Source organism: Treponema sp. OMZ 838, from assembly GCF_000775995.1.
Lineage (GTDB): Bacteria > Spirochaetota > Spirochaetia > Treponematales > Treponemataceae > Treponema.
Window position 1 is genome coordinate 702,164 of record NZ_CP009227.1, and the last position, 21,799, is coordinate 723,962.

19 protein-coding genes are annotated in these 21,799 nt (G+C 43.0%); 6 read left to right on the plus strand and 13 right to left on the minus strand.

What is annotated here, in order from left to right:
- Position 1: 1 nt before the first annotated feature.
- From QI63_RS03115 to QI63_RS03160, 10 genes are all read right to left on the minus strand, one after another.
- Positions 2–1,891 carry a PfkB family carbohydrate kinase gene (locus QI63_RS03115; RefSeq protein WP_044013804.1) on the minus strand — a complete coding sequence of 630 codons (1,890 nt, stop codon included), beginning with the start codon at positions 1,889–1,891 and terminating at the stop codon, positions 2–4.
- Positions 1,878–2,786 carry a ribokinase gene (rbsK, locus tag QI63_RS03120; protein ID WP_044013806.1) on the minus strand — a complete coding sequence of 303 codons (909 nt, stop codon included), beginning with the start codon at positions 2,784–2,786 and terminating at the stop codon, positions 1,878–1,880. The genes QI63_RS03115 and rbsK overlap by 14 nt, the downstream gene beginning before the upstream one ends.
- Before the next feature lie 19 nt (positions 2,787–2,805).
- Positions 2,806–3,741, minus strand: coding sequence for a nucleoside hydrolase (locus QI63_RS03125; protein ID WP_044013808.1), 936 nt, complete (start codon positions 3,739–3,741; stop codon positions 2,806–2,808).
- A gap of 11 nt (positions 3,742–3,752) precedes the next feature.
- A complete protein-coding gene (locus QI63_RS03130) occupies positions 3,753–4,676 on the minus strand; it encodes an ABC transporter permease (protein WP_016523145.1) in 924 nt (307 codons plus the stop codon).
- Positions 4,669–5,745: an ABC transporter permease gene (locus QI63_RS03135; RefSeq protein ID WP_044013811.1), complete on the minus strand. Its 1,077-nt coding sequence runs from the start codon at positions 5,743–5,745 to the stop codon at positions 4,669–4,671. Before QI63_RS03135 ends, QI63_RS03130 begins: the two co-directional genes overlap by 8 nt.
- Positions 5,742–7,307 carry an ABC transporter ATP-binding protein gene (locus tag QI63_RS03140; protein ID WP_044013814.1) on the minus strand — a complete coding sequence of 522 codons (1,566 nt, stop codon included), beginning with the start codon at positions 7,305–7,307 and terminating at the stop codon, positions 5,742–5,744. The genes QI63_RS03135 and QI63_RS03140 overlap by 4 nt, the downstream gene beginning before the upstream one ends.
- 99 nt (positions 7,308–7,406) lie before the next feature.
- Positions 7,407–8,486: a BMP family ABC transporter substrate-binding protein gene (locus QI63_RS03145; RefSeq protein ID WP_044013816.1), complete on the minus strand. Its 1,080-nt coding sequence runs from the start codon at positions 8,484–8,486 to the stop codon at positions 7,407–7,409.
- Positions 8,483–9,874 carry an ADP-ribosylglycohydrolase family protein gene (locus QI63_RS03150; RefSeq protein WP_044013818.1) on the minus strand — a complete coding sequence of 464 codons (1,392 nt, stop codon included), beginning with the start codon at positions 9,872–9,874 and terminating at the stop codon, positions 8,483–8,485. Before QI63_RS03150 ends, QI63_RS03145 begins: the two co-directional genes overlap by 4 nt.
- 378 nt (positions 9,875–10,252) lie before the next feature.
- Positions 10,253–11,302: a type I glyceraldehyde-3-phosphate dehydrogenase gene (gene gap, locus QI63_RS03155; protein WP_044013819.1), complete on the minus strand. Its 1,050-nt coding sequence runs from the start codon at positions 11,300–11,302 to the stop codon at positions 10,253–10,255.
- A gap of 158 nt (positions 11,303–11,460) precedes the next feature.
- Entirely contained in the window at positions 11,461–12,687 is a 1,227-nt protein-coding gene (locus QI63_RS03160; RefSeq protein WP_052185464.1) for an exo-beta-N-acetylmuramidase NamZ family protein, read from the minus strand.
- 150 nt (positions 12,688–12,837) lie between these two features.
- On the opposite strand from QI63_RS03160, the gene QI63_RS03165 reads away from it, so the two are divergent.
- The 3 genes from QI63_RS03165 (at position 12,838) to QI63_RS03175 (ending at position 15,772) form a co-directional block, all read left to right on the plus strand.
- Positions 12,838–13,614, plus strand: coding sequence for a leucine-rich repeat protein (locus QI63_RS03165; RefSeq protein ID WP_052185465.1), 777 nt, complete (start codon positions 12,838–12,840; stop codon positions 13,612–13,614).
- A 159-nt stretch (positions 13,615–13,773) separates the two neighbouring features.
- Positions 13,774–15,123 (plus strand): magnesium transporter, encoded by a 1,350-nt coding sequence (gene mgtE, locus QI63_RS03170; protein ID WP_044013823.1) that lies wholly within the window; start codon positions 13,774–13,776, stop codon positions 15,121–15,123.
- A 22-nt stretch (positions 15,124–15,145) separates the two neighbouring features.
- Entirely contained in the window at positions 15,146–15,772 is a 627-nt protein-coding gene (locus tag QI63_RS03175) for a diacylglycerol/polyprenol kinase family protein (protein WP_044013825.1), read from the plus strand.
- A gap of 1 nt (position 15,773) precedes the next feature.
- On the opposite strand, the gene QI63_RS03180 is transcribed toward QI63_RS03175, so the two are convergent.
- The gene (locus QI63_RS03180; protein WP_044013827.1) at positions 15,774–16,601 is read right to left on the minus strand and encodes a hypothetical protein; all 828 of its coding nucleotides are present in this window, start codon (positions 16,599–16,601) and stop codon (positions 15,774–15,776) included.
- A gap of 180 nt (positions 16,602–16,781) precedes the next feature.
- Between QI63_RS03180 and QI63_RS03185 the strand changes: the two genes are divergently transcribed.
- From QI63_RS03185 to QI63_RS03195, 3 genes are all read left to right on the plus strand, one after another.
- Positions 16,782–18,080, plus strand: a complete 1,299-nt coding sequence (locus QI63_RS03185; protein WP_044013830.1) for an NCS2 family permease — start codon at positions 16,782–16,784, stop codon at positions 18,078–18,080.
- Between the two features lie 98 nt (positions 18,081–18,178).
- Positions 18,179–19,114: an NYN domain-containing protein gene (locus QI63_RS03190; RefSeq protein WP_044016973.1), complete on the plus strand. Its 936-nt coding sequence runs from the start codon at positions 18,179–18,181 to the stop codon at positions 19,112–19,114.
- Positions 19,115–19,168: 54 nt separating this feature from the next.
- Complete coding sequence (locus QI63_RS03195; RefSeq protein WP_044013832.1) at positions 19,169–19,774, plus strand: MptD family putative ECF transporter S component; 606 nt, start codon at positions 19,169–19,171, stop codon at positions 19,772–19,774.
- A gap of 316 nt (positions 19,775–20,090) precedes the next feature.
- On the opposite strand, the gene QI63_RS03200 is transcribed toward QI63_RS03195, so the two are convergent.
- On the minus strand, positions 20,091–20,897 hold the full coding sequence (locus QI63_RS03200) for a hypothetical protein (protein WP_044013834.1): 807 nt from the start codon (positions 20,895–20,897) through the stop codon (positions 20,091–20,093).
- 68 nt (positions 20,898–20,965) lie between these two features.
- On the minus strand, positions 20,966–21,757 hold the full coding sequence (locus QI63_RS03205; RefSeq protein WP_044013837.1) for a hypothetical protein: 792 nt from the start codon (positions 21,755–21,757) through the stop codon (positions 20,966–20,968).
- Positions 21,758–21,799: the final 42 nt, after the last annotated feature.

The window sequence follows — 21,799 nt, forward strand, 5'->3', positions numbered from 1 at the left end:
ACTATATGCAGCATTGTTCCAGTGTCGCTCTGTCGATTAAAGAAGGAACAACCCCTACTCGCGTTGTCGAAAATCCGGCGGCATAAAGTGCATACGGCAATGCGTCAGACAAGCTTTTTTGTTCGGATAAAAAGACGGCCAGTGCCGCAATAAAGGCATCGGCAGCTCCGGTTGTATCGATGGGTTTGAATATATCGACAGCTGGGAACCATCGCTCGTATTCGGAAGTTCGTACATAACAGCCATCGCTGTCAAGCGTTACGATAACCGTCTTGACGCCTTTTTCCAAAAACCATGCGGCTTTTTCTTCCAATGTTCCGGCAATGGGACACAGTCTGTATAATTCTTTACGGTTCGGAATAAAATAATCCAGTTCCGGTAAAAGTTCTTCCGCTATTTCTTTTACGGCGGAAGGTTTCAGCATAATTGCAACGTTATATTTTCGTGCGGTTTCAATCGTCTTTTTAACTGCTTCCATAGGTATTTCGGTTTGCAACAAACAAAAAACTGCATCGGTAAAGAGCTGTTCACTGCGGTATATTGAATCTGCAGAAATCGTTTCATTAGCACCGCCGTATAACACGATACCGCTTTCTCCATCACCTTGGATATGAATATAGGCTTTACCGGTAGAATGCTCTTCGTCCACATGCACAGCCGTTGCATCAACGCTGTTATCATGTAAGAGGTTCAAAATCATATCACCATCAAAGTCCCTTCCGACATTGCCCACCAGCGACACCTTGGCACCGAGCTTCGCCGCACCGACCGCTTGATTTATCCCCTTGCCGCCCGGTATTATCGAAACACTTTCAGCAGAAATGCTTTCTCCTGTCTGAGGATAATTGTTTACGGTAAGTAAGATATCCATATTGATACTGCCTACAACGATGATTCGTTTTTTGCGCAAGGGTGCAGGCAGATCAATGCTTTTGTAATGATTACAAGTAAATGCTTCGGTATATGCCGGTATATCCGTTGCTTTCTTTTCGATTTTATCTATTAAATACCGGCATACAAAGACTCCGAAATGAAATAAGGAAAGCGGAATCGCCGATATGGGCGGAAAGGGTTTGATATACTCCGCATCGTCGATACAGATGATAGAAAGATCCTGCGGTATCCGGAATTTATGTACCGTTGCATACTCATACGCCGTTACCGCCGTATCCCAATCACAGCAAATAAGCGCAGAACAATTATGTACCGAAAGCGCTTCCTGAACATTTTTACATTCAACATATAAACAATGGTGATCGAATAGACACCGTTCAACGCCTTGCCGTATGGCATATTCTTGCATATCGGTTCCGTCATACACACAGCGTATTTTCGTATGTCCCAACCGTAGCAATATATCTGCTGCGGTATATCCCGCTTTTTGGTAGTCATAGAGCACACCGTTGAAACCGGCGGCATCAGTATTCAGTGCTGCAAACGGAATACCGCTTTTATGCAGCACCGCTGCCGTTCCGGAACTATCGCATTCTGCAACAATACCGGCACTATCATTTTCTGCAGCAACTTCGACGGGTTCCCATAAAACCGCTTCTGCCCTATTCTTACATAAGGCGGCAATGTGTTTTGATTCGCTTTCCGCAGAAGTAGAAAGACATACCTGTACTTGGTACCCTTGCCGTTCAGCTTCATGCAAAAAACCGTTTGAGATCGATTGCCGTTTTTTTATACCCGACAGTACAAGCCCCAATAAAAAGCTTTTTGAATTCGTATTATTTTTAATAAAATCATAGGGAGCGTACCGGTATTCCTTAACGATTTTAAGCACTCGTTCGCGCGTTTCAAACTTTATCCCCTTATCCTTTCCGTTGATAATTTTTGAAACCGTCGAAACGGAAACACCGGCAAGCTCGGCTATATCATTTATCGTCAAAGGGTACCTCTGCCGCCGAGGGGATTGAGGTTTGCGCTCCCTTACGGGTAACAACAATTGCCGCGACCTCAGTTGCATAACGGACAGCCTGCAGTAGCGAAGAACCGGACGCAAGCCGAACCGCAAGCGCAGCCGTAAAAGAATCACCGGCGGCTGTCGTATCGACAACGGGAACGGAACGAGCAGGTACAAGATGCTTCCCCTCCGATTCGGAATTTACAAAAGCACCTTTTTCGCCGAGTGTAACAATGACATTCTTTACACCTTTTGTACGCAGCATATCGGAAGCGCTTTGATAGTCCGAAACATCTTTGCCCGTCAGTAATGAAAGTTCCGTTTCGTTCGGTTTGATAATATCAATGTATGCATAAAGTTCGGAAGGAAATACCCTCGGTGCAGGAGCGGGATCAAGAATAAATGTCTTGCCTAATTCTTTTGCCCTGCGGGCGGCGTACAGTACCGTTTGTATCGGTATTTCCAGCTGACACAATATGATATCACAGCTGTGCAGCAAATCGTCGTTATCGGCGATATCTTTTTCTGACAGTGTTTTATTAGCACCGGGAACAACAACAATACTGTTATTGCCCGCATCGTTTACCGTTATCCATGCAAGCCCTGTTGCGCAATCGGTGCGTACTAAAAGACGGGAAACATCCACGCCTACAGACTGTAAGCTCTTCTTTTCGATTTCAGCATAGCGGTCTGCGCCGACCGCTCCGAACATAACCGTTTCCGCACCTAATGAACCAGCCGCGTATGCTTGGTTTGCTCCTTTTCCACCCGGTATCATATCGGCAGTTTCCGCTAAAATCGTTTCGCCTGCTACCGGTATATGCGGAACACGAACTACCATATCGGCATTTAAACTGCCGATAACCAATATCTTTTTCATCTTCATGCTTCCTGTTATTTTATGTATACGCCATACAGCATTGCTCAAGCAGCCGGACAAAGCCTTCTCGATCGATATCCATACAAGCTGTAACATTCGGTTTTGGTCTGTTATTATTTACCCGCTTATCTGCAAGCGTCATACCGGCGGTATACTTTCCTTGCGTTTCGATAACGACATGGTAATCACATACTTTAAACAACTCAGGTTTGATCAAATACGCAATAGTACACGCATCGTGGATAGGGGCGCCTTGGAATCCCAAATCAGAGTGAAAGCGGCCGAAGAAATCGAGCAACTCTGCAACCAGCACGGCAACCCGTTTTTCGGATTTACGCAGCCTTTCTATTTCTTCCGAAAAGATCATCGCTTTTTCGGTTACATCCAGTCCGCACATCACAATGGGAATACCGCACGAAAATACAATGTGTGCCGCTTCGGGATCGACAAGAATATTAAATTCCGCTGCAGATGACCAATTACCGTGATCGATACCGCCGCCCATTAAACATATCTGCTTGAGATTTTTTTTCACATCGGGATATGCTAACAGCAAAATTGCAAGATTCGTTAAGGGGCCTGTTACGACAAACGTTACCGGTTCGGGACTTTCAGAGATAAGCCGGCGGTGCAGTTCCCATGCGGATTCAGGCACACCGGTATAATCCGTCTCCGGCAGAACCGGCCCATCCAACCCTGATTCACCGTGCACACTCGGTGCTACTTCCAATCTTCTGACGAGCGGATACGATGCCCCTTTTGCAAGCGGCGGAGCTTTCCCTAAAAACGAAATAATCTTGCGTGCATTAGTATATGTTTTTTCAATGGTTTGATTACCGGCGCTGACACTGACCCCCAACACTTTAAGCTTTTCGGATGCAAACGCCATGATCAATGCTATTGCATCATCATGACCGGGATCACAGTCAATTATAATCGGTATTTTATTGTCCATAGTTTTCTCCTTCAAGCGATTTGCGCTTTCCTACCGCGCTTCCGCCATGCTGAAAATACAATCAGTCCGATAACGGTTGAAATATAGGGAACGGTTTTTATGAATTCATCTGGGATGCTCATCGCCGCTAATACATTCGACAAGGCATCGGCAAAGCCGAAAAACAAGGCTGCAAACATCGTCGGCACCGGAGCCAACCGTCCCATTGCCGCAGCAGCCAACGCGATAAAACCGCGCCCCGCTACCATGCCTTTTGTAAAGGTACTCATGTATGCCATCGAAAGGAATACACCGCCTAACGATGCCAAAAATCCGCTGATAAGCAATGCGATAACTCTGGTCTTACGAATGGGTATCCCGACGGATTCCGCTGCATCGGGATTTTCGCCTACGCAGCGAATGTGCATACCAAGCTTTGTTTTATACAGCAAAAACCAGACGGCAAATACCGTAAAGAACGCAATGTATGTCAACACGTTTTGCCCCGACAGAATGCTGCCTAACACGGGAATAGCGGCGATACCCGGTATAACCACTTTAGGAAACACCAATGAAACTAAGGAGGATGTACTGCCTTTATCGTGAATCAGTACATACATAATAAATACCGTTCCGCCTGCGGCCAATGTGTTTAACGCAATACCGGATAAAATGATGTCTGTTTTTAGATACAGCGCAAAGTAAGCCAGTAAGACAGCAATTAATAAACCGCCGCCTAACGCAATTAAAAAGCCTATAAACAAACTGCCGGTTAAGCCGGTACCCAACGCGCCGAATGCCGCGGCAAAAAGCATAATGCCTTCCAATGCTATATTTGATGCACCTGAATTTTCCGCAACAACCGAAGCTTGTGCAGCAAACAATAGCGGAGTCGTAACACGCAAAACGGAATAAGCAAACTCCGCAGTTAAAATATAACTCAAAAAGTTATCCATCTAAGCCGCTCTCCTGTTGCATTTTAATGAGTGCTTTTTGCCGCCATTTACTTAAAAAGGCCTGAGCTGCGGCAAGCATTATAATAATACCTTGAATGATTGAAACCATTTCTGCAGTAACGTCCGTAGATGTCGCCATCTTATCGGCACCGATTTTTAAATACGCCAAAAAGAAAGCGGCAATCGGAATATAGTGCGGTTTATTTTTTGCAAGAATAGCGACAACGATACCGTCAAACCCGTACCCCGGCAAGCTTTGCCATTGGAACCGGTCATACATTCCCAATACTTCAACCGAACCGCCGACACCCGCAATAAAACCGCCGATAAGCTGTGAGTACGCGATAATTGCCGTCGTGTTTAAGCCGGCATAACGGGCAAAGCGGATATTCCTTCCGGTTTGTATCAGACGATATCCCCATGCCGTACGGCGGATAAACAATACGGTCAGCACTACTACGGCGCACAATATCAACAGTCCGAAGTGCAACCGCATTCCGGGAATAAGACGTGCCAATTTTGCATTGGCAGGAATCAGGTACGTTGCCATAAATCCTGCCGACGGATCTTTAAAGGTCGTATTGGCAAAATATTTGGTTATGTAAAAGAATACATAATTCAACATTAAAGACGAAACCAACTCATTTGCATTCCATCGCTGCTTTAAAAAAGCCGGAACCCAGCAAACGACAGCACCGCATAACCCGCCGATAATAATCGATACAAGCGGCGCAATAACAGGAGGCAGCGGTATAAGCAATGCGGTAAATACCCCAACGGCGCCGCTCACATAAAACGCCCCTTCCGCACCCATATTAAACATATCTGCGCTGAACATAACGGCAACTGCAAGACCGGTAAAACTGAGCGGAATACATAGCTCAAGTACGTTACCGAAACGGCGTGCCGATTCAAGCGGCCCTAAAAAGAGCTTCGAAAAAGCGAGCAGCGGTTCTTTACTGACACATAAAATAATAAGAAACGATAAGAGCACCGCAATGCCGATCGCTGCAGCAAACCGTATCAATTCAAATCTTTTTTCAAATGAAAGGCGTCCTATTAATTTCATCGTAAACATCCTGCAAGTTCATGTGCACCTTGCTTTTTTAAGCCGAGCATATACTCTCCCAACTCAGTTTCACTCACCATACCGGCATCCGGAAAATATGCGGTAATTTCACCGCCGTACATTACAACCAAACTGTCGCTGATTTCCAGAATCTCCGCCAAATCTGCCGAATTCACCAAAATAGCAGCACCGTTATCGCGCATTTCAATAATCTTTTGATGAATAAACTTTGCAGCGCCGATATCAACACCTCTTGTCGGCTGATCTGCGATAATACATCCTGCCGAGGTTGAAAATTCGCGTGCAATAATAACCTTTTGCATATTTCCACCGCTCAGCATTTTTACCGGCACATCGGCACTTTTTGTTTTAATCATAAATTGGTTGATAAGCGTATCAGCCCATTGTTTTATTTCATTCTTCTTTAGAATGCCCTTATGTACAAAGCGCTCATCTTCCGTAAAGACGGCAAATAAATTTTCTTGAATGGAAGCAGTTACCGCCGTTCCTACTTTTATTCTATCCTGCGGTATATAGGAGATACCTTCTTTTCTGATTGCAGCAATACTGCGCGATGTTATATCTTTACCGTTTAACATTACGCTTCCTTCAGTACAGTGCTGCAATCCGGTTATGGTATCGATCAACTCTTTTTGCCCGTTTCCTTCAACACCGACAATACCGAGAATTTTCCCCGCAGGTAAATCAAAACTCACATGCTTGAGTATGGGACGTCCGGTATCATCGTGCATACATACATCCCGCAATTTTAAGACGGTCTGTCCGGGAACGCTCGGTTGTTTTTCTATTTCCCAATGTATATTTTTACCGACCATAAGGTTCGATATTTCTTTTTCAGAAATTTCTCCGGCGGAATACACGCCGACGGAAGTACCGTTACGCAATACGGTTATCCTTTCGCATATTTCTTTAACTTCATTTAATTTATGACTGATAAATATAATCGTACATCCCGAATTCCGCAGCTCTTTTAATTCAACAAATAATTCTTCCGTTTCTTGCGGAGTTAATACAGCGGTCGGTTCATCCAAAATTAAAATGCGCGCACCTTTATATAACGCCTTCAGAATTTCTACTTTCTGGCGCGTCCCTATGGGCAAATTTTTAATCTTTTCTTTCGGGTCAATAACAAAATGATATTGATTGATAATTTTTTGAGCCTGTTCGTTCATGAGTTTTTTATGAATCAACGGGCCTTTTCCGGGTTCCATTCCAAGGCAGATATTTTCTGCAACACTCATCGATTCGACAAGCATAAAATGCTGATGTACCATACCGAATCCGTGACGAATAGCGTCAAGCGGGGATTTGATATGCAATTCGTTTCCATTATATAAAATCGTACCTTCAGTCGGTTGCTCAATACCGAATAATATTTTCATCAAGGTACTTTTACCGGCGCCGTTCTCACCGACAAGGGCATGAATTTCTCCGGCACGAACCGAAAAATTGACACGCCTATTAGCCGTAACACCGTTAGGATATATTTTTGAAATATCCTTCATTACTAAAATATCATCTGCCGTACTTTCAACATTCATTCGGATAGTCTCCGCATAAGCACGGAAAGTGAGGCCGGGGATTCCCAAAAAGTTAGTTATGTTCGAGACATCCCCAGCTTCCGTGCAATGCTTTTTTAATTATGGGCGAGCGGAATCAATATATGCTGTTATATCGGCTTGCTTCATACCGAATGCTGTCTTAACTGCAATCTTTCCATTTCTGATTTGGGTTTCATACTCGGAAATATGCTTGCGAACTTCGGCAGGAACTTTCGCCTGATACACTTCATTATCTGCAAGACCGACGCAACCTTCATTTATTCCCAATGCTACACGTTTCCCCCATACCAGTGTATTGCTTTGTATTTCTTTCATTGCAAGATACATGGACTTATCAACGCGTTTCAGCATGGAAGAGATAATGAGGTTTGATAAAACAGGATCGGTCTGCTTATACAGCATAGCCTGATCACTATCCACACCGATAATGAATTTATTCTTTTCCTTTGCAGCCTGCAGCGCACCTTCTCCGGCATTCGATGCGCACACAAAGATAATGTCGGCACCCATCTGATACTGTGTCAACGCAAGTTCTTTTGCTTTTGCAGAATCGCTGAAATTTCCGACAAAAGAAGAAATGATTTTAATATCGGGAGAAACGGTTTTTGCACCTTGTATAAAACCGACTAAGAAATCGAGGATAACGGTATTATCCATACCGCCGATAAACCCGATTTTCTTCCCCTTTGTCATTTCCGCGGCAAGTACGCCTGCAAGGAATGAGCCTTCATTCTGCTTGTATTCTATCGAATAGGTATTTTTAAACAGCCCTGCAGAATCGGAAGCATAATCCATTGCGGTATCGTAGACGATGATTTTTTGATTCGGATAATCTTTTGTTATCTTTGATACAAGCGCCTGCATTTGCCATGTTCCGCAAAAAATAATATCGTGCTTTTCATCACAAAGATCACGCAATGCAGGTTCCCATTTTGAGTCATCATACCCGACTTCAACTACCTTGGTTTTGCAATGCAGTTCATTTGCGATCATCTTCATACCGTTGTTTGCGGAATCATGGAAAGACTTATCTCCAAGGTTTCCATTGATGATCAGCGCGACACTCGGTTCCTTTGAACCGCTGTTCTCTTTTGCACCGAAAGCAAACATAGACATGCCTAACAGTACAAACAGACCGACAGAAAGAATCTTTTTCATACATCCTCCAATTGTTTTACGACCGATACGGTCTTGTTAATAAGTTCTTGCAAACTTACCGTTTTATTTCCTCGTAAATAGGTTATAATTTCATCGCCAAAAGGATCCGTCCAGTGATCTTCGATTCCCTTTGTACCTAACTTTGCACCGAGCGCAGCGCCCAGCTGTGCGGCATTACAATCGACATCTTGACCGCACATCGCGATATAGTGCATGACATCGTTAAAATTATCTTTGCCGAAATACAACGCAACTACTTCTGCCGCGGCATTCGGATACGCATGGATCCAGTTATACCGCTTGTATTTTTCTTCGCATGCCGCCCATGCCTCATAAAAATCCTGCTTCTTCATACACTGCGCTAATGCAAAGTGAAGCACGGAGGCATATTCAGAATCCTTAGGAATATAGGAAACGGCTTTTTCCAAACATCTCCGCATAGGATCTTCCCCGTATGCAAGGCTGACCAAAACGGCGTTAAACACCTCTCCGAGAATTCCATTCCCGTGGTGCGAAATTTTCGCATCGCGCCATGCAAGCAGTGCAGCCTTACGCGGATTTAACGGAGCTACCTGACCGCACACGGCACCCCGCATTTGTGCACCGATCCATTCACGGTAGGGATTCCTAAACAGACCGCTTTCCGGAGGATACATCCCTCTACGTAAATTATCCAATGCAACCTGTTCGGCAGACCAACCGCAGGGTATTAACTCCAGCCATTGGTCGGCAATATCGGCACTTGTCGGCATCCCCTGTGCTTTGCAGCACGCCTCGAGAAATGCAATTTCGTATGTTATATCATCATTGTAAGTATTCGGGTTACGCACATAAGTACGGATTTCACCGAATTTTTTCTTCAGCTGTGCCGTTGTATACCCTTCAAGCGCCGTTCCCAAGCCTCCGCCGCATAAACGGCCAAGCCACGCGGCCTTTGTTTTATCGTACAACACGGCATTCGGCAGTGTTTCCACGGTTGATTCGGGAAACTCGATTGCTTTTTCATATTCACTGAAGCTTTGATACAGCTTACTTTTCCAATAGTCACTTGAGGTATCGCTCGGGCACATAAAAAGGATATTAAATATGCGGGCAGTGATCCTTTGCAGCGCCTTCATATCATTCCGTTTTAGCGCATCAAGCCCTTCAGGAATCAACTCCTCTGCGGCACTCACATCGCACCCCAGCGCTTCTATGGACTGAACCGCGGCGATCACCACACTTTCAGGGGCATGAGAGCCGGGCACATGACTTGCCCAGTACACACGAAGCATATTGTCCACCTGCTTTTCAGCGGCATTCGACGCCTCCCATGTTTGCTCGTCTTCCGATAGCACCACCGGAACGGCATTTTTTGTTAAATCATAAATATATTCCCACGCTTTCATATCATCCTCGCATCGAATCCAACTTTATGAAAACATTTTTAGAAAACATTTTCATAACTTTACATACAGGATACACCCCAAAATTCCATCTGTCAAATGTTTTTTTTACAAAGTATCGAATTATCGGACAGTATTTTATTCGTGCGGAGGATTTAATACCCACCTTTTCTCGGCAACGCTCTGCGTCGGGGTTGTTGATTTACGGCGTTTCATAATTTAAAATCATTGGCGCCTGTTTTATCGCTGAGTTCATAAGAGTAGGTTTTGGACGAACATCTCTCAAAGCTCATCGAGTTTTGAGAGATGCCCAGCAATAATGAGGAAGGATAGACCGGCGCTGCAGAAACACGCATTCATTTCTACCGCGCCGCAGAAAAACTATTTATTCATAAATTTAAGCAGGTCGATAACGCGGTTGGAATATCCCCATTCGTTATCATACCATGATACTACTTTAAAGAAGCGCTTTTCGCCCGGGAGGTTATTCTGGAGCGTTGCCTTGCTGTCATAGATGGAAGAGCGTTTGTCGTGAATAATATCGGTGGAAACGATTTCTTCGTTGCAATAGCCTAAAATCCCCTTCATATAGGTTTCGGAAGCTTTCTTGAATGCTGCATCGAGTTCTTCGATCGAAGTATCTTTTGTTGCACGGAAGGTTAAATCGACAACCGAACCGGTGGGGGTCGGTACGCGGAATGACATACCGGTCAGCTTGCCCTTTGTTGAAGGCAATACTTCGCCGACAGCTTTAGCAGCGCCGGTCGTAGACGGAATAATATTGATAGCAGCAGCCCGTCCGCCGCGCCAATCTTTCATCGAGACACCGTCAACGGTCTTCTGTGTTGCGGTATAAGAGTGGATCGTTGTCATCAATCCTGTTTCAATTCCGAAACCTTCTTTTAAGATGACATGGACGATGGGAGCCAAACAGTTGGTGGTGCAGCTCGCATTGGAAACAACGTGATGCTTTGCGGGGTCGTATTCGTTTTCGTTGACACCCATAACGATTGTCTTAATGGGCTTTGCGGCATCGGCACTCTTGCCGGGTGCGGAAATAATAACCTTCTTTGCACCTGCTTCCAAATGGCCGTAGGCTTTTTCGTTTGTGTACAAGCCGGTGCTTTCGATAACGAGATCGATGCCTAATTCTTTCCACGGAAGTTGAGCGGGAGTTAATCCCTTGCCGGAAACACATTTAATTTCGTGACCGTTAATCACCAGTACATCATCGCCTTTCGTACCGATTTCGGCATTCATCTTGCCCTGTACGGAATCATATTTAAGCTGATAGGCAAAATACTTTGCATCGGTTGAAAGATCGACAACCGCAACGACATCAAATTTATCCTTTCCAAGCAAATTCTGTTCAACCAATGCCTGGAACACGAGCCGACCGATTCTGCCGAATCCGTTAATAGCTACTTTCATATTTATCTCCTTAGCAAGAATTTCGAACACACTGAGCACGACCTATTAGACAATGCTGCGGCTGCGCTTTGTGTTCTATAAATCTTTTTTTAACTGTAAATAAAAAGAGTACGGTTGTCAATATCGTATAATTCAGGACAGCCGCACCGGATTCTTCTTTAATATAAAAGATATTTCTTGCGTATGTCGCTGAACTGCTTTGTCTCTTTTTCGATACGTGTAAAATAATCCTGTGCGGTTTGCGAAGGATTGGTGAGCTGTGTACAACCTGTTAATAAATGCAAACCGCAGTATTTTTTACCTGCATTGTTTATCGTAAACTTGTCGGGATAGAGGCGCTTGATTTCGTAGAACATGGCGATTGCCGTTTTAACAGGGGCAAAACTGCGGCGGTCGGTAACGGCGATCTGTACTCCTCCGCAGAGCTGCCCCGTATAGAGCGAAAGCGAGGGGGTAAAAAATGCGGGCAAAAAGCGCACTCCTTCCAAGCCTAATCGGTTCAGTGAATCGGCTAAACGGTACGCATCGATGTAGGGCGCCCCGAGGTACTGAAACGGCATTGTCGTTCCCCGCCCCACCGAAAGGTTGGTTCCTTCAAATAAACAGACGCCCGCATACACGAGTGCTGTCTGCGGCGATGGAATATTGGGAGACGGCGGTACCCATATTAGCGGCAGCTCGTCAAAGTAGGTTGTTCTGTTCCAACCTTCCATCGGGATTACCGTTAAATCACAGCGAATACCGTATTCGGTGTTGAAGAGCCGGGCAAGCTCCCCGACCGTCATACCGTGCCGCTGTACGATGGGGAAATATCCCGTAAAGGAACGGTATTCAAGTTCCAGCATATTTCCTTCGACAGTATCGCCGATTGGGTTCGGGCGGTCGAATACGACAAATTGTTTTTTATGCCGCGCACATTCTTCCATCGCATACGCCATGGTGGAAATATAGGTGTAGAAACGAGCGCCGGCATCTTGAATATCAAAGCAAAGTACGTCGATATCTTTTAACATCTCCGGCGTCGGCCGTTTGGTGTTTCCGTAAAGGCTGTATACCGGAAGTCCCGTTCGCGGGTCGGCGCTGTGCCCGATGGACGCCCCCTCCCGTTCGTTGCCCTGTATACCGTGTTCAGGTGAAAAAAGCGCCGTAAGCTGCGCCGACCGGCTTAACAGCACGGCTGAGGGCGTTCCCTCGGAATCGATACCGGTTTGGTTGGTAATTAACCCTACCCGCTTCCCTGCAAAAACGGCGCGGTACTCCGGCAGCCGCTCAATCCCCAATTTCAGCCGATTCTCTGCCGTAGCTTCTTGGCATACAATACAAAATAAAAAGAAGAATACCGCCGCCGTCTTCAGTTGGTGTAAATGGCATACAGACGTTTTCATAAGGGGATACAACCCAAATATATTTCTCATTGGGAGTATTATAGAATACCTTCACGCTTTGTTAAACCGGTATGGAAATTTTCAATGTGATGCAGTATGCTTAGTGCTAAAGCACCCAAATACGGGTGAAACATATATCAGGAGGAAAAAATGAATACTGATACCACAAGAACGCGAAAGTTCTTTAACCGGATTACGGTAGCGGTGTTAGCCGTTATCGTATCGTTACTATGTACTGCGTGTCCTCAAAATGGGGGGGGGGCACCCGGCAACAACACGCCAAGCTACACACAGGTACCCTTTGCACAGTTAGACAACTACCTTAACACAACAGCTTCTGACAGCACGGTAAACTACATCGAAGTAACAGGGCTTACAAAAGATGCCGTAAGGGGAACTATTACCACGGCAAGTCCGCTCGGTGAAATTCTGAAAGCACATCCTTCCAAAAAAGTTGCACTTAAATTCGGCGGTAAAATAGAAGGTCTTACAAGTATGGGTTCTTGTTTTGACGACTGCGAGACCCTTGTACAAGTTTCCGGAATACCTGAAGGGGTTACGAACATGGGAAGTTGCTTTTATGGCTGTACAAACCTCAGACAGGCTCCGGTAATCCCTGAAAGTGTTGAGGCCATATATTTTTGCTTTTCCCACTGTACAAATCTCAAGCAGGCTCCGGTTATTCCGGCAAATGTTACGGATATGTATAAGTGCTTTTTGGATTGCGAAAACCTTCAAAATGTTGTTCTTAAATGCAATTATAATCCCGCAAGAGATAGCTCGAATAAGCCCTATTTCGAAGATACCTTTGATGGCTGCACGGCTTTAACGGCAGGCGGTATTAAGGTTCCTGCAGGACAGCTGGAAACGTACAAAACTAATGCAGACGTTATGGGCGTTACGGAGGATAAGTTTGCCGCCGAATAAGGTAAAACTTTTCGATATTTAAGAAAATAATCATACCCCCGACGCAGAACATCGGGGTATTAAAACCTCTGCACGAATCAAAAAATACTTTTGCCCGTGTTATTCGCGGGCAAAAGCTATAGCAGAAACCATCCGTTTTAAGTATACTAGCGCTTAACTATGGAAGATAAAATGCAGGAAATGGAGCGGATTCAAGAACTGCTCGACAATAGGCACTACGTAGCTTTAATTGCAGAACTCGCTGAGATGAATGCGGTCGATGTAGCGGAAATATTGGATAAAGAAAATGCGGCAAATGCGGTGTTTCTTTTCAGAATGCTTCCGAAAGACCTTGCCGCCGAGGTATTCGCACTCCTTTCGAGCGAGCAGCAAAGCGCATTTATTTCATCGATTACAGATAAAGAACTCGGCCCTATCCTGGACGAACTTGCGTTTGACGATGTCGTAGACCTTGTGGAAGAGATGCCTGCGAATGCCGTCAGAAAGATTTTAGCAAACTCCGGGGAAGAAGAACGTAAGCTCATCAATCAATTCCTCAAATATCCTCCCGACTCTGCCGGAAGCCTGATGACTATTGAGTACGTCAGCCTTAAAAAGACAATGACGGTAAAACAGGCGCTGGATTACATCAGAGAGACGGGGCTAAAAAAAGAAACGATTTATACCTGTTATGTGACCGATGCCAACAGAGTGCTTGAGGGCATCGTTTCATTAAAAGAGCTTGTGTTGGCGCCTGAAGATGAGCTAATCGAAAATATTTTTGAAAGCGAATGTATCTATGTAAACACCCACGATGACCAAGAAAGCGTTATTGCGGTTTTTAAGAAGTATGCATTCCTCGCCCTGCCTGTTGTCGATGCGGAAAAACGGCTGATCGGTATTATCACCGTTGACGACGTCATGGATGCTATGGAACAGGAAGCTACAGAAGACTTCCAGATCATGGCCGCTATGCAGCCGTCCGAAGACGCTTACCTGAACACCGGTGTTTTTAAACTTGCCAAGCACCGCATCGGCTGGCTGATGCTCCTAATGGTGTCGGAAACCTTTACCGGCAAGATTATCGAACACTACACTGAACTGCTGGCAACGCTTACCATACTCACTTCTTTTATTCCTATGCTGATGGATACGGGCGGAAATTCGGGCAGTCAGTCATCGACGTTGATTATCCGCGGTCTTGCTACCGGTGAAATTCAGCTGCGTGACTGGGCAAAAGTTTTGTGGAAGGAACTCCGTATTGCGATTATGGTGGGAGCGCTGCTCGGACTGACCATTTTTATAAAATCTTATTTTTTAGACGGTAAACCGATTCTTGTCTCTGCCAGCGTCGGTTTAACGCTTGTGGTAACCGTTACGATTGCAAAACTTACCGGCGGTCTTTTGCCGATTCTTGCAAAAAAGCTCCATATGGATCCCGCTATTATGGCAGGCCCGCTCATCACCACAATTGTAGATGCGGTCAGCCTTATCGTCTATTTTAAGATCGCAGGTTTCCTATTATTTTAAAAGGTAATATGATCGGGATTGTATGAAATGGTTTGAACGCTTCCGATACCGTACATTTTCTCAGACTGCATCCGTAGAGGAACTGTTGGTTGAAGTTTTTAGAAAAACCATTCATCTGTCTTCTGCGTTAACCGTTGTTTTTGCTGAACGCTGGTATACACTTACGATTGCCGGTATTGCCGCTATGAGTACGCTCTACTGTATTTCCGAATTTCTCCGTATACGCGGCTATGAGCTTGGTATCATTGCGCATATCACCCGTTACGCATCACGGAAACGTGATAAAGGGCGGTTCGTCTTAGGGCCGCTGACACTTGCCGGCGGGATACTCCTTGCACTGCTGCTCTTTCCCATGCATACGGCAAAGATTGCCATATTTGCACTTGCTTTTGGGGATGGGCTTGCGAGCCTTGTCGGAAAGCGTTTCGGTAGAATCCGATTAACTTTTTTTAAAGACAAAACCGTTGCCGGAAGTTTAACTTGTTTTGTAGCCGTGTTCCTTTCATCCTTTGCCGTCAGCGGGAATTTTTGGAAAAGCCTTATACTCGGTATTGCCGGAGCCGGTATCGAAATGCTGCCGCTTAAAGATTATGACAACCTTTTGATACCGGTTGCTATCGGTTTTCTTGCCTTACTTCTCCATGCGTAAGCTATTGCCACAAATAAAATTGATGAATTGCTTTCAGAAAAAAGAAGCCTGCTGCCAGCAGCGCCCCGATACCAAGCACGGTGAAAAACCATGAGCCGGTATACAGCAAGAGCGTATACGCAATTAGCATTATCAATAGCCGAATTGCCGCCTTCCGGTACTCGGTAATGCTGCGGTAGATACCGACCAGCAAAAACGATACGACCGCCAATGCGCAGACAATCCCGCTAAAGGAATAAAGAAGATAGCGATAGGAGCGGGAAAACGAAAAAAACGAGACCGTATGAATGGTATCGATCGGGATAACATGGGACAATGCAAACGCGATAAAACTCAGCAAGAAAATAATAGATCCCGTTTCCCGCGTAAAAGTCTTATGGGCAAAGAGACTTGAGGTTAAAAGTGCCAAACATGCCCCAAACCGGAAAAAGAAAATAATTCGCGCAACGGAAGCCGTAAAAACAGCTAAGAGCGGATACCGCACTTGCAACGGAAAAAGAAGCTGTAACGCTTCAACGGATAACGCGAAAATAAACAAACTGAAAAACGAAATCTCCAGCGCATGGGTTTTTTCAAAAAGAAAGAAAACACAAATAAGCAGTACTAACGCTATCAGCGGAAACGCAGTGATACCGATCATAACTGCATAATTATTATAGGCAAAAAACGGAAGCCTTAATAATCGAAAAGTACTTTCCGAAGCTGTCGGCAGTTCTGCGAGTAAATTGTGCGCGGCAATAACAATACAGCAGCTTATGCTTCCGACTACCATGAGCGCAGCAATACAAATACCGAAAATTAAGATTCTATTACGTCCGGCTATTGTCATAGAAGTTAGTATAGTTGGAAAACCGCTTCTCTGTCAAATATGCGTTCAGCCTTCTCCTAATGATAAGATTCCTAAAAAAAAGTCAACGAGCAAAAAAATTTTATTGCGGAAACAAATGTTTCGTGGTACACTGGTAATATCGCTGATTGGTACTCATTTATTCAAAAAGGAGGCTACTTTATGGAAAAACTCTTTCAGCTTCAAGCGCACAAAACAAATGTGCGTACTGAAATCATTGCAGGTTTAACCACATTCCTTGCAATGGCGTATATCCTTGCCGTTAACCCGCTCATTTTAAGTGATGCAGGCTTAAATCCCGGCAGCGTATTTACGGCTACCGCATTATCTGCGGCAGTCGCAACCTTGATGATGGCAGTACTTGCCAATCTGCCTGTTGCTCTCGCCCCTGGTATGGGGTTAAATGCTTTCTTCACGTATACCGTTGTTATCGGAATGAAGTATTCGCCCGCAATGGCATTGACAGCAGTATTCCTCGAAGGTTTGCTGTTTATTCTGCTTTCTTTTTTCAATGTACGGGAAGCGATCGTCGAATCGATCCCGATCAATCTGAAAAAAGCAGTTGCAGCAGGTATCGGTCTTTTCATCACCTTAATCGGTATGAAAAATGCGGAAATTATCGTTGATAACCCCGCAACATTAGTCGGTCTCGGCAACGTTACGTCGGGTCCCGCCCTATTAGGAATTATCGGCTTGGTGATTACTGCAGTATTGTATGTTCTGCACATCCCCGGCTCAATTCTTCTTGGAATTTTGATTACTACCGTAATCGGTATTCCGATGGGCGTTACCGTACCGTTCGGCGGTTGGGAAAATTGGTCAATCGTAAGTGCTCCTGCAGCTCCTATTTTCTGGAATTTTGATTTCAGCAATATTCTCAGCTTCCAGTTCTTTACGGTATTCTTCTCATTCTTGTTTGTTGATATTTTTGATACGGTCGGCACGTTAGTCGGTGTCAGCAACCGGGCAGGACTCACCGACAAGAATGGCAACATTCCGCGTGTAAAACAGGCATTGCTTTCCGATGCTGTCGGAACCGTCTTCGGCGCTATGCTGGGTACTTCTACGGTTACCAGCTTTGTCGAAAGTACTTCCGGTGTAGCAGCCGGCGGACGCACCGGTTTAACAGCGCTGACAACCGGTGTATTCTTCTTAATTGCACTGGTATTTTCACCGCTCTTCCTGCTTATTCCGTCAGCGGCAACAGCTCCGGCTTTGATTATCGTCGGATTCCTTATGTTGAGTGCGGCAGCCGAAATCGATTTCACAGATCCTACGGAAGGTATTCCGGCGTTCTTAACAATCGTTATGATGCCGTTTGCATACAGCATCGCCGAAGGTATCGTTTACGGTATCCTTTCCTACGTTATTTTGAAGGCAGCAACCGGCAAGTTTAAGCAAATCCCAATTGTTACATGGGTATTGTTTATTATCTTCATCTTGAGAATTGTTCTCCATTAAGCTATCCCACAATTAAAAATATAACGGGCATTCATACGAGGTATGCGTGCCCGTTTTTTTTACTTGCAAAAGATGCAAATAAGGATACAATATCTATTATGGATAAGAAATATGTATTGCTGATCGACGGTGATAACATCCCGCCGAGTTTTTTGGAAGCTATCATCACCGAAGTCTCTAAAGAAGGTGAATTACTGATAAAGCGTTTATACGGCGACTGGACAACACCAAATATGAATGGGTGGAAAAATTGGCTTGAAAAAATCCCCATTCGTCCGGTACAGCAATTCCGCAACGGCCCCAATGCAACCGATAATACCATTATCATGGATGCTATCGAGTTGGCCAATACCAATAAAAGCATTAACGCTGTTTGCATCGTTTCGACAGATTCAGACTACTACAGTCTTGCCCTTAAATTGCGGGAATACGGCCTCTATGTACTTGGTATCGGAAAGCAAAATGCTAAGGCACTTTGGGTAAATGCCTGCAATGAATTTAAGTATCTGGAAAACCTCGATAGTACAACAACTCCGGAAGAAGAGAGTCAAGGTTCCCCCTTTGATTCTCTGGAAAAATTGCTCAACCATGCCTATAAAAACTCACGGATGACGGAAGACGGATGGGTCAGTCTTTCCGATTTAGGAAAATCCATTAGGCGGAGTATGCCGGAATTTGACCCCCGATCATATAACCATAATACCTTACGGGAAATTCTTGAAGCTTTTCCCGATCAATATGAAATGACAACCGACAAACTGGTTCCCCCCAATCATTGGATTAAAGCAACGGAGCGACAAAAGAGCGATACGTTGAGTGGCACCATTAAGCGCTTTAAGGGCAACTGGGGCTTTATCGAAACTGCCGACCACGGCGATTTCTATTTCGGCCTTACAAACCTCACCAAATCATCCCGCCGCAAAAAGATTACGGAAGGAATGCCGGTGCGCTTCAAAGTATTTAAGGAACCGAACGCAAACGGAGAGAACCTTGCTGAAAGGAACGGCAAAGCAACGGATGTGGAACTCCGATAGAAAGGTTTGTTATATACTGCCATTACACATTCAAATATAAGGAGTTACAAAACGATGACTGCAACGACATCCTTATCAGATAAAAAAATGGGCATTAAGGATTTTATCTATGCGGGGGTATTCGGTGCAATATACATTGTGCTGATGATGATTATTATGATGGGATCTGCCGCAATCTCACCTATCCTCTATTTTATAGCCCCGCTGATCGTTGGATTGGTGTGCAGCACGGTGTATATGTACTGTATGCTGAAAGTACATAAGTTCGGTACGGCATTGATATTCGGCGTGCTTTTTACGGTTACGGCCTGTTATCAAAGTTTATATGCGATATTTTTTTCATTAGCAGCAGCACTTACGGCAGAATTGATTCTTTTCTTGGGTAACTATAAATCGCAGAAGATGTATCTGCTGTCCTTTGTATTTTTTAATCTGAATATGTCTGCGCCGACCATATTATTGCTCTTTAACTACGGACGGTTTATGAATCTTGCAGAAAAACACAGAGGCTTTGCCTATGCACAGTTGATCGCAAAATTAGCATTCAATGGGAAAATATGGTATGCCATTTTATGCTGCGCTGTTATCGGTGGAATAGGCGGAGCTTTTATTACAAAGAACCTCGTTAAAAAATATTTCGAAAAAAACGAAGCCGTATAAATAGCGGAAAAAGATATATTAGCAAGCGCAATTAGCTCTTCTACCGATATTTTCTATAGCACAGCAATGTTAGGTTGAATCGGATTCTATACCGATTTTTCAACAATGTATTCTATTTGCGGGAACTTTTGTTTAATTTGATTAATTAGAAAGCCGCTACTACCACGAACCATGGAACACCGAGAAAACCTTTGTACAATCGTATTTCAACCATATCATATATTTCTTTTTCCCCTTTCTTTTTTCAATTAAGCCGCCCGTATAATTTACGTTTAACCAGAATTGATGCAAAGGCAATGTCAACTTAACGTGAGTGTTAGAAGTTTTTCTTTACATAATTCAAATAAAAATTTATAAAATCATCTTTATTATAATTTTCAGTTTTATTCATAAACATTATATTACTAAATTCTAACCTACCATTTCCTAGAATATATTTTTTTGTATCTATTTGTTTCTTATAATTTCTAATAATCATATTTTTTTTCATTTTTTTAGCGAATAATTTTACACATCTATTTTGACTTCTTGCTAGTTTTAATAAAATTTTGTATTTTAATAATCCACCGCTACTAAAAAGAGGTGTGGATAAATCATCTAAAGTTTCTAATAATATAAGATTAGCATATTCGTTATTTAGTTTCAAGATTTTTGAATAGAGATTTCTCTTAATTCTAATTTCATAAGCATACAACCATGTAAATTCCATTATATAATCATATAAAAGTAGTGGATCATTTTCTATTACAAAAATAAAATAATCTTCCAGTATTTTTTTACATTTTATTCTATGAATATTTAAGGTATCACAGATTATAATTAAGGCTTCTCGTCGTCTGATATATGAAGAATCAAATAGCATTTTTTCACAAAATTTATAAATACAATCATTTTCATATTTTTTTAATATTAATTCTCGATATTTATGCGAATGAGTTACTGAATCACAAATAAATGAACAAGGACTTTCCGATGTATAAACAGCATCATTTTCATAACATTTTTCGAAGAAAAGATTTGTATCTTTAATTTGCAATAAGTCTTTGCATACTTCTTCCAAATACTCATCTGTAAGATAATAGGTATATTCTTTCACCTTTTGCATTAATTCATCTTTTTCCAATATTTTACCCTATTTTTATCCATACTAACAACTGGTTTGACTGCACACTCAGATTGACTGCGCCTCGACTATAGTCCTGTGTTATGTGATATTTCCATCTCCTGTAAAGCTTTTTTATAAAAAGAATAAAAATCATCTATTTTATAGGAACCATATATTTTTTCAAAGTAATTAATACTTTTAATATATTCATCTCTTGTGAAATCTTTAATCTTGTTTGCACCTTGAACATTTGTTATAAATATTTCAAAATTCATAGTAAAATTTTGAATACTGTCAGCTCTTATTTTTTGTAAGTATTTTTGATTTTTATTTAAGCCTAATACTTTCTTAGTAAGTTCTTCATCATCAAACAGAAGTATAGAAATGAAATTTATTAAATCAAAATCTGCAACAAGTAATTTCTTGAATTCCTTTGCTTTTTTACTTTTTAAATAAAATAATTCTGTTAGACATCTAGCAGTTAGTATAGGATTCTTTTTGTAATATTCACTAATAAAAGCTGCCTCCAAATATTTGCAATTACTTGTGCTTCGTTTTTTTGCAAATGTTAAAATTGCAACTTCTTTTTTATATAGAAAATCAGAGTATAAATATTCTGAAAATTTTTCCCAAAAATTTATTTCCTCCAATTTTAAGTCTATATATTTATAATCTTTGTCCTTAACATTCAGAGTTACATATAAATCAGTTAGAAATTCTATAATATTTGGGAAAATAAATTCATTTTCATTTTTTTGATCTATATCGATTAAATTATATAAATCAAACGGTATATTGAGAATTTCATCCTCAGAAAAATAATTATAGATTTCCTTGCTGTTGTATAATCTGCTGGAAAAAATTTTGATAAAATTCATTTATTCTATTATTCCTAAATACCCCAGTCGAGTATCCATATA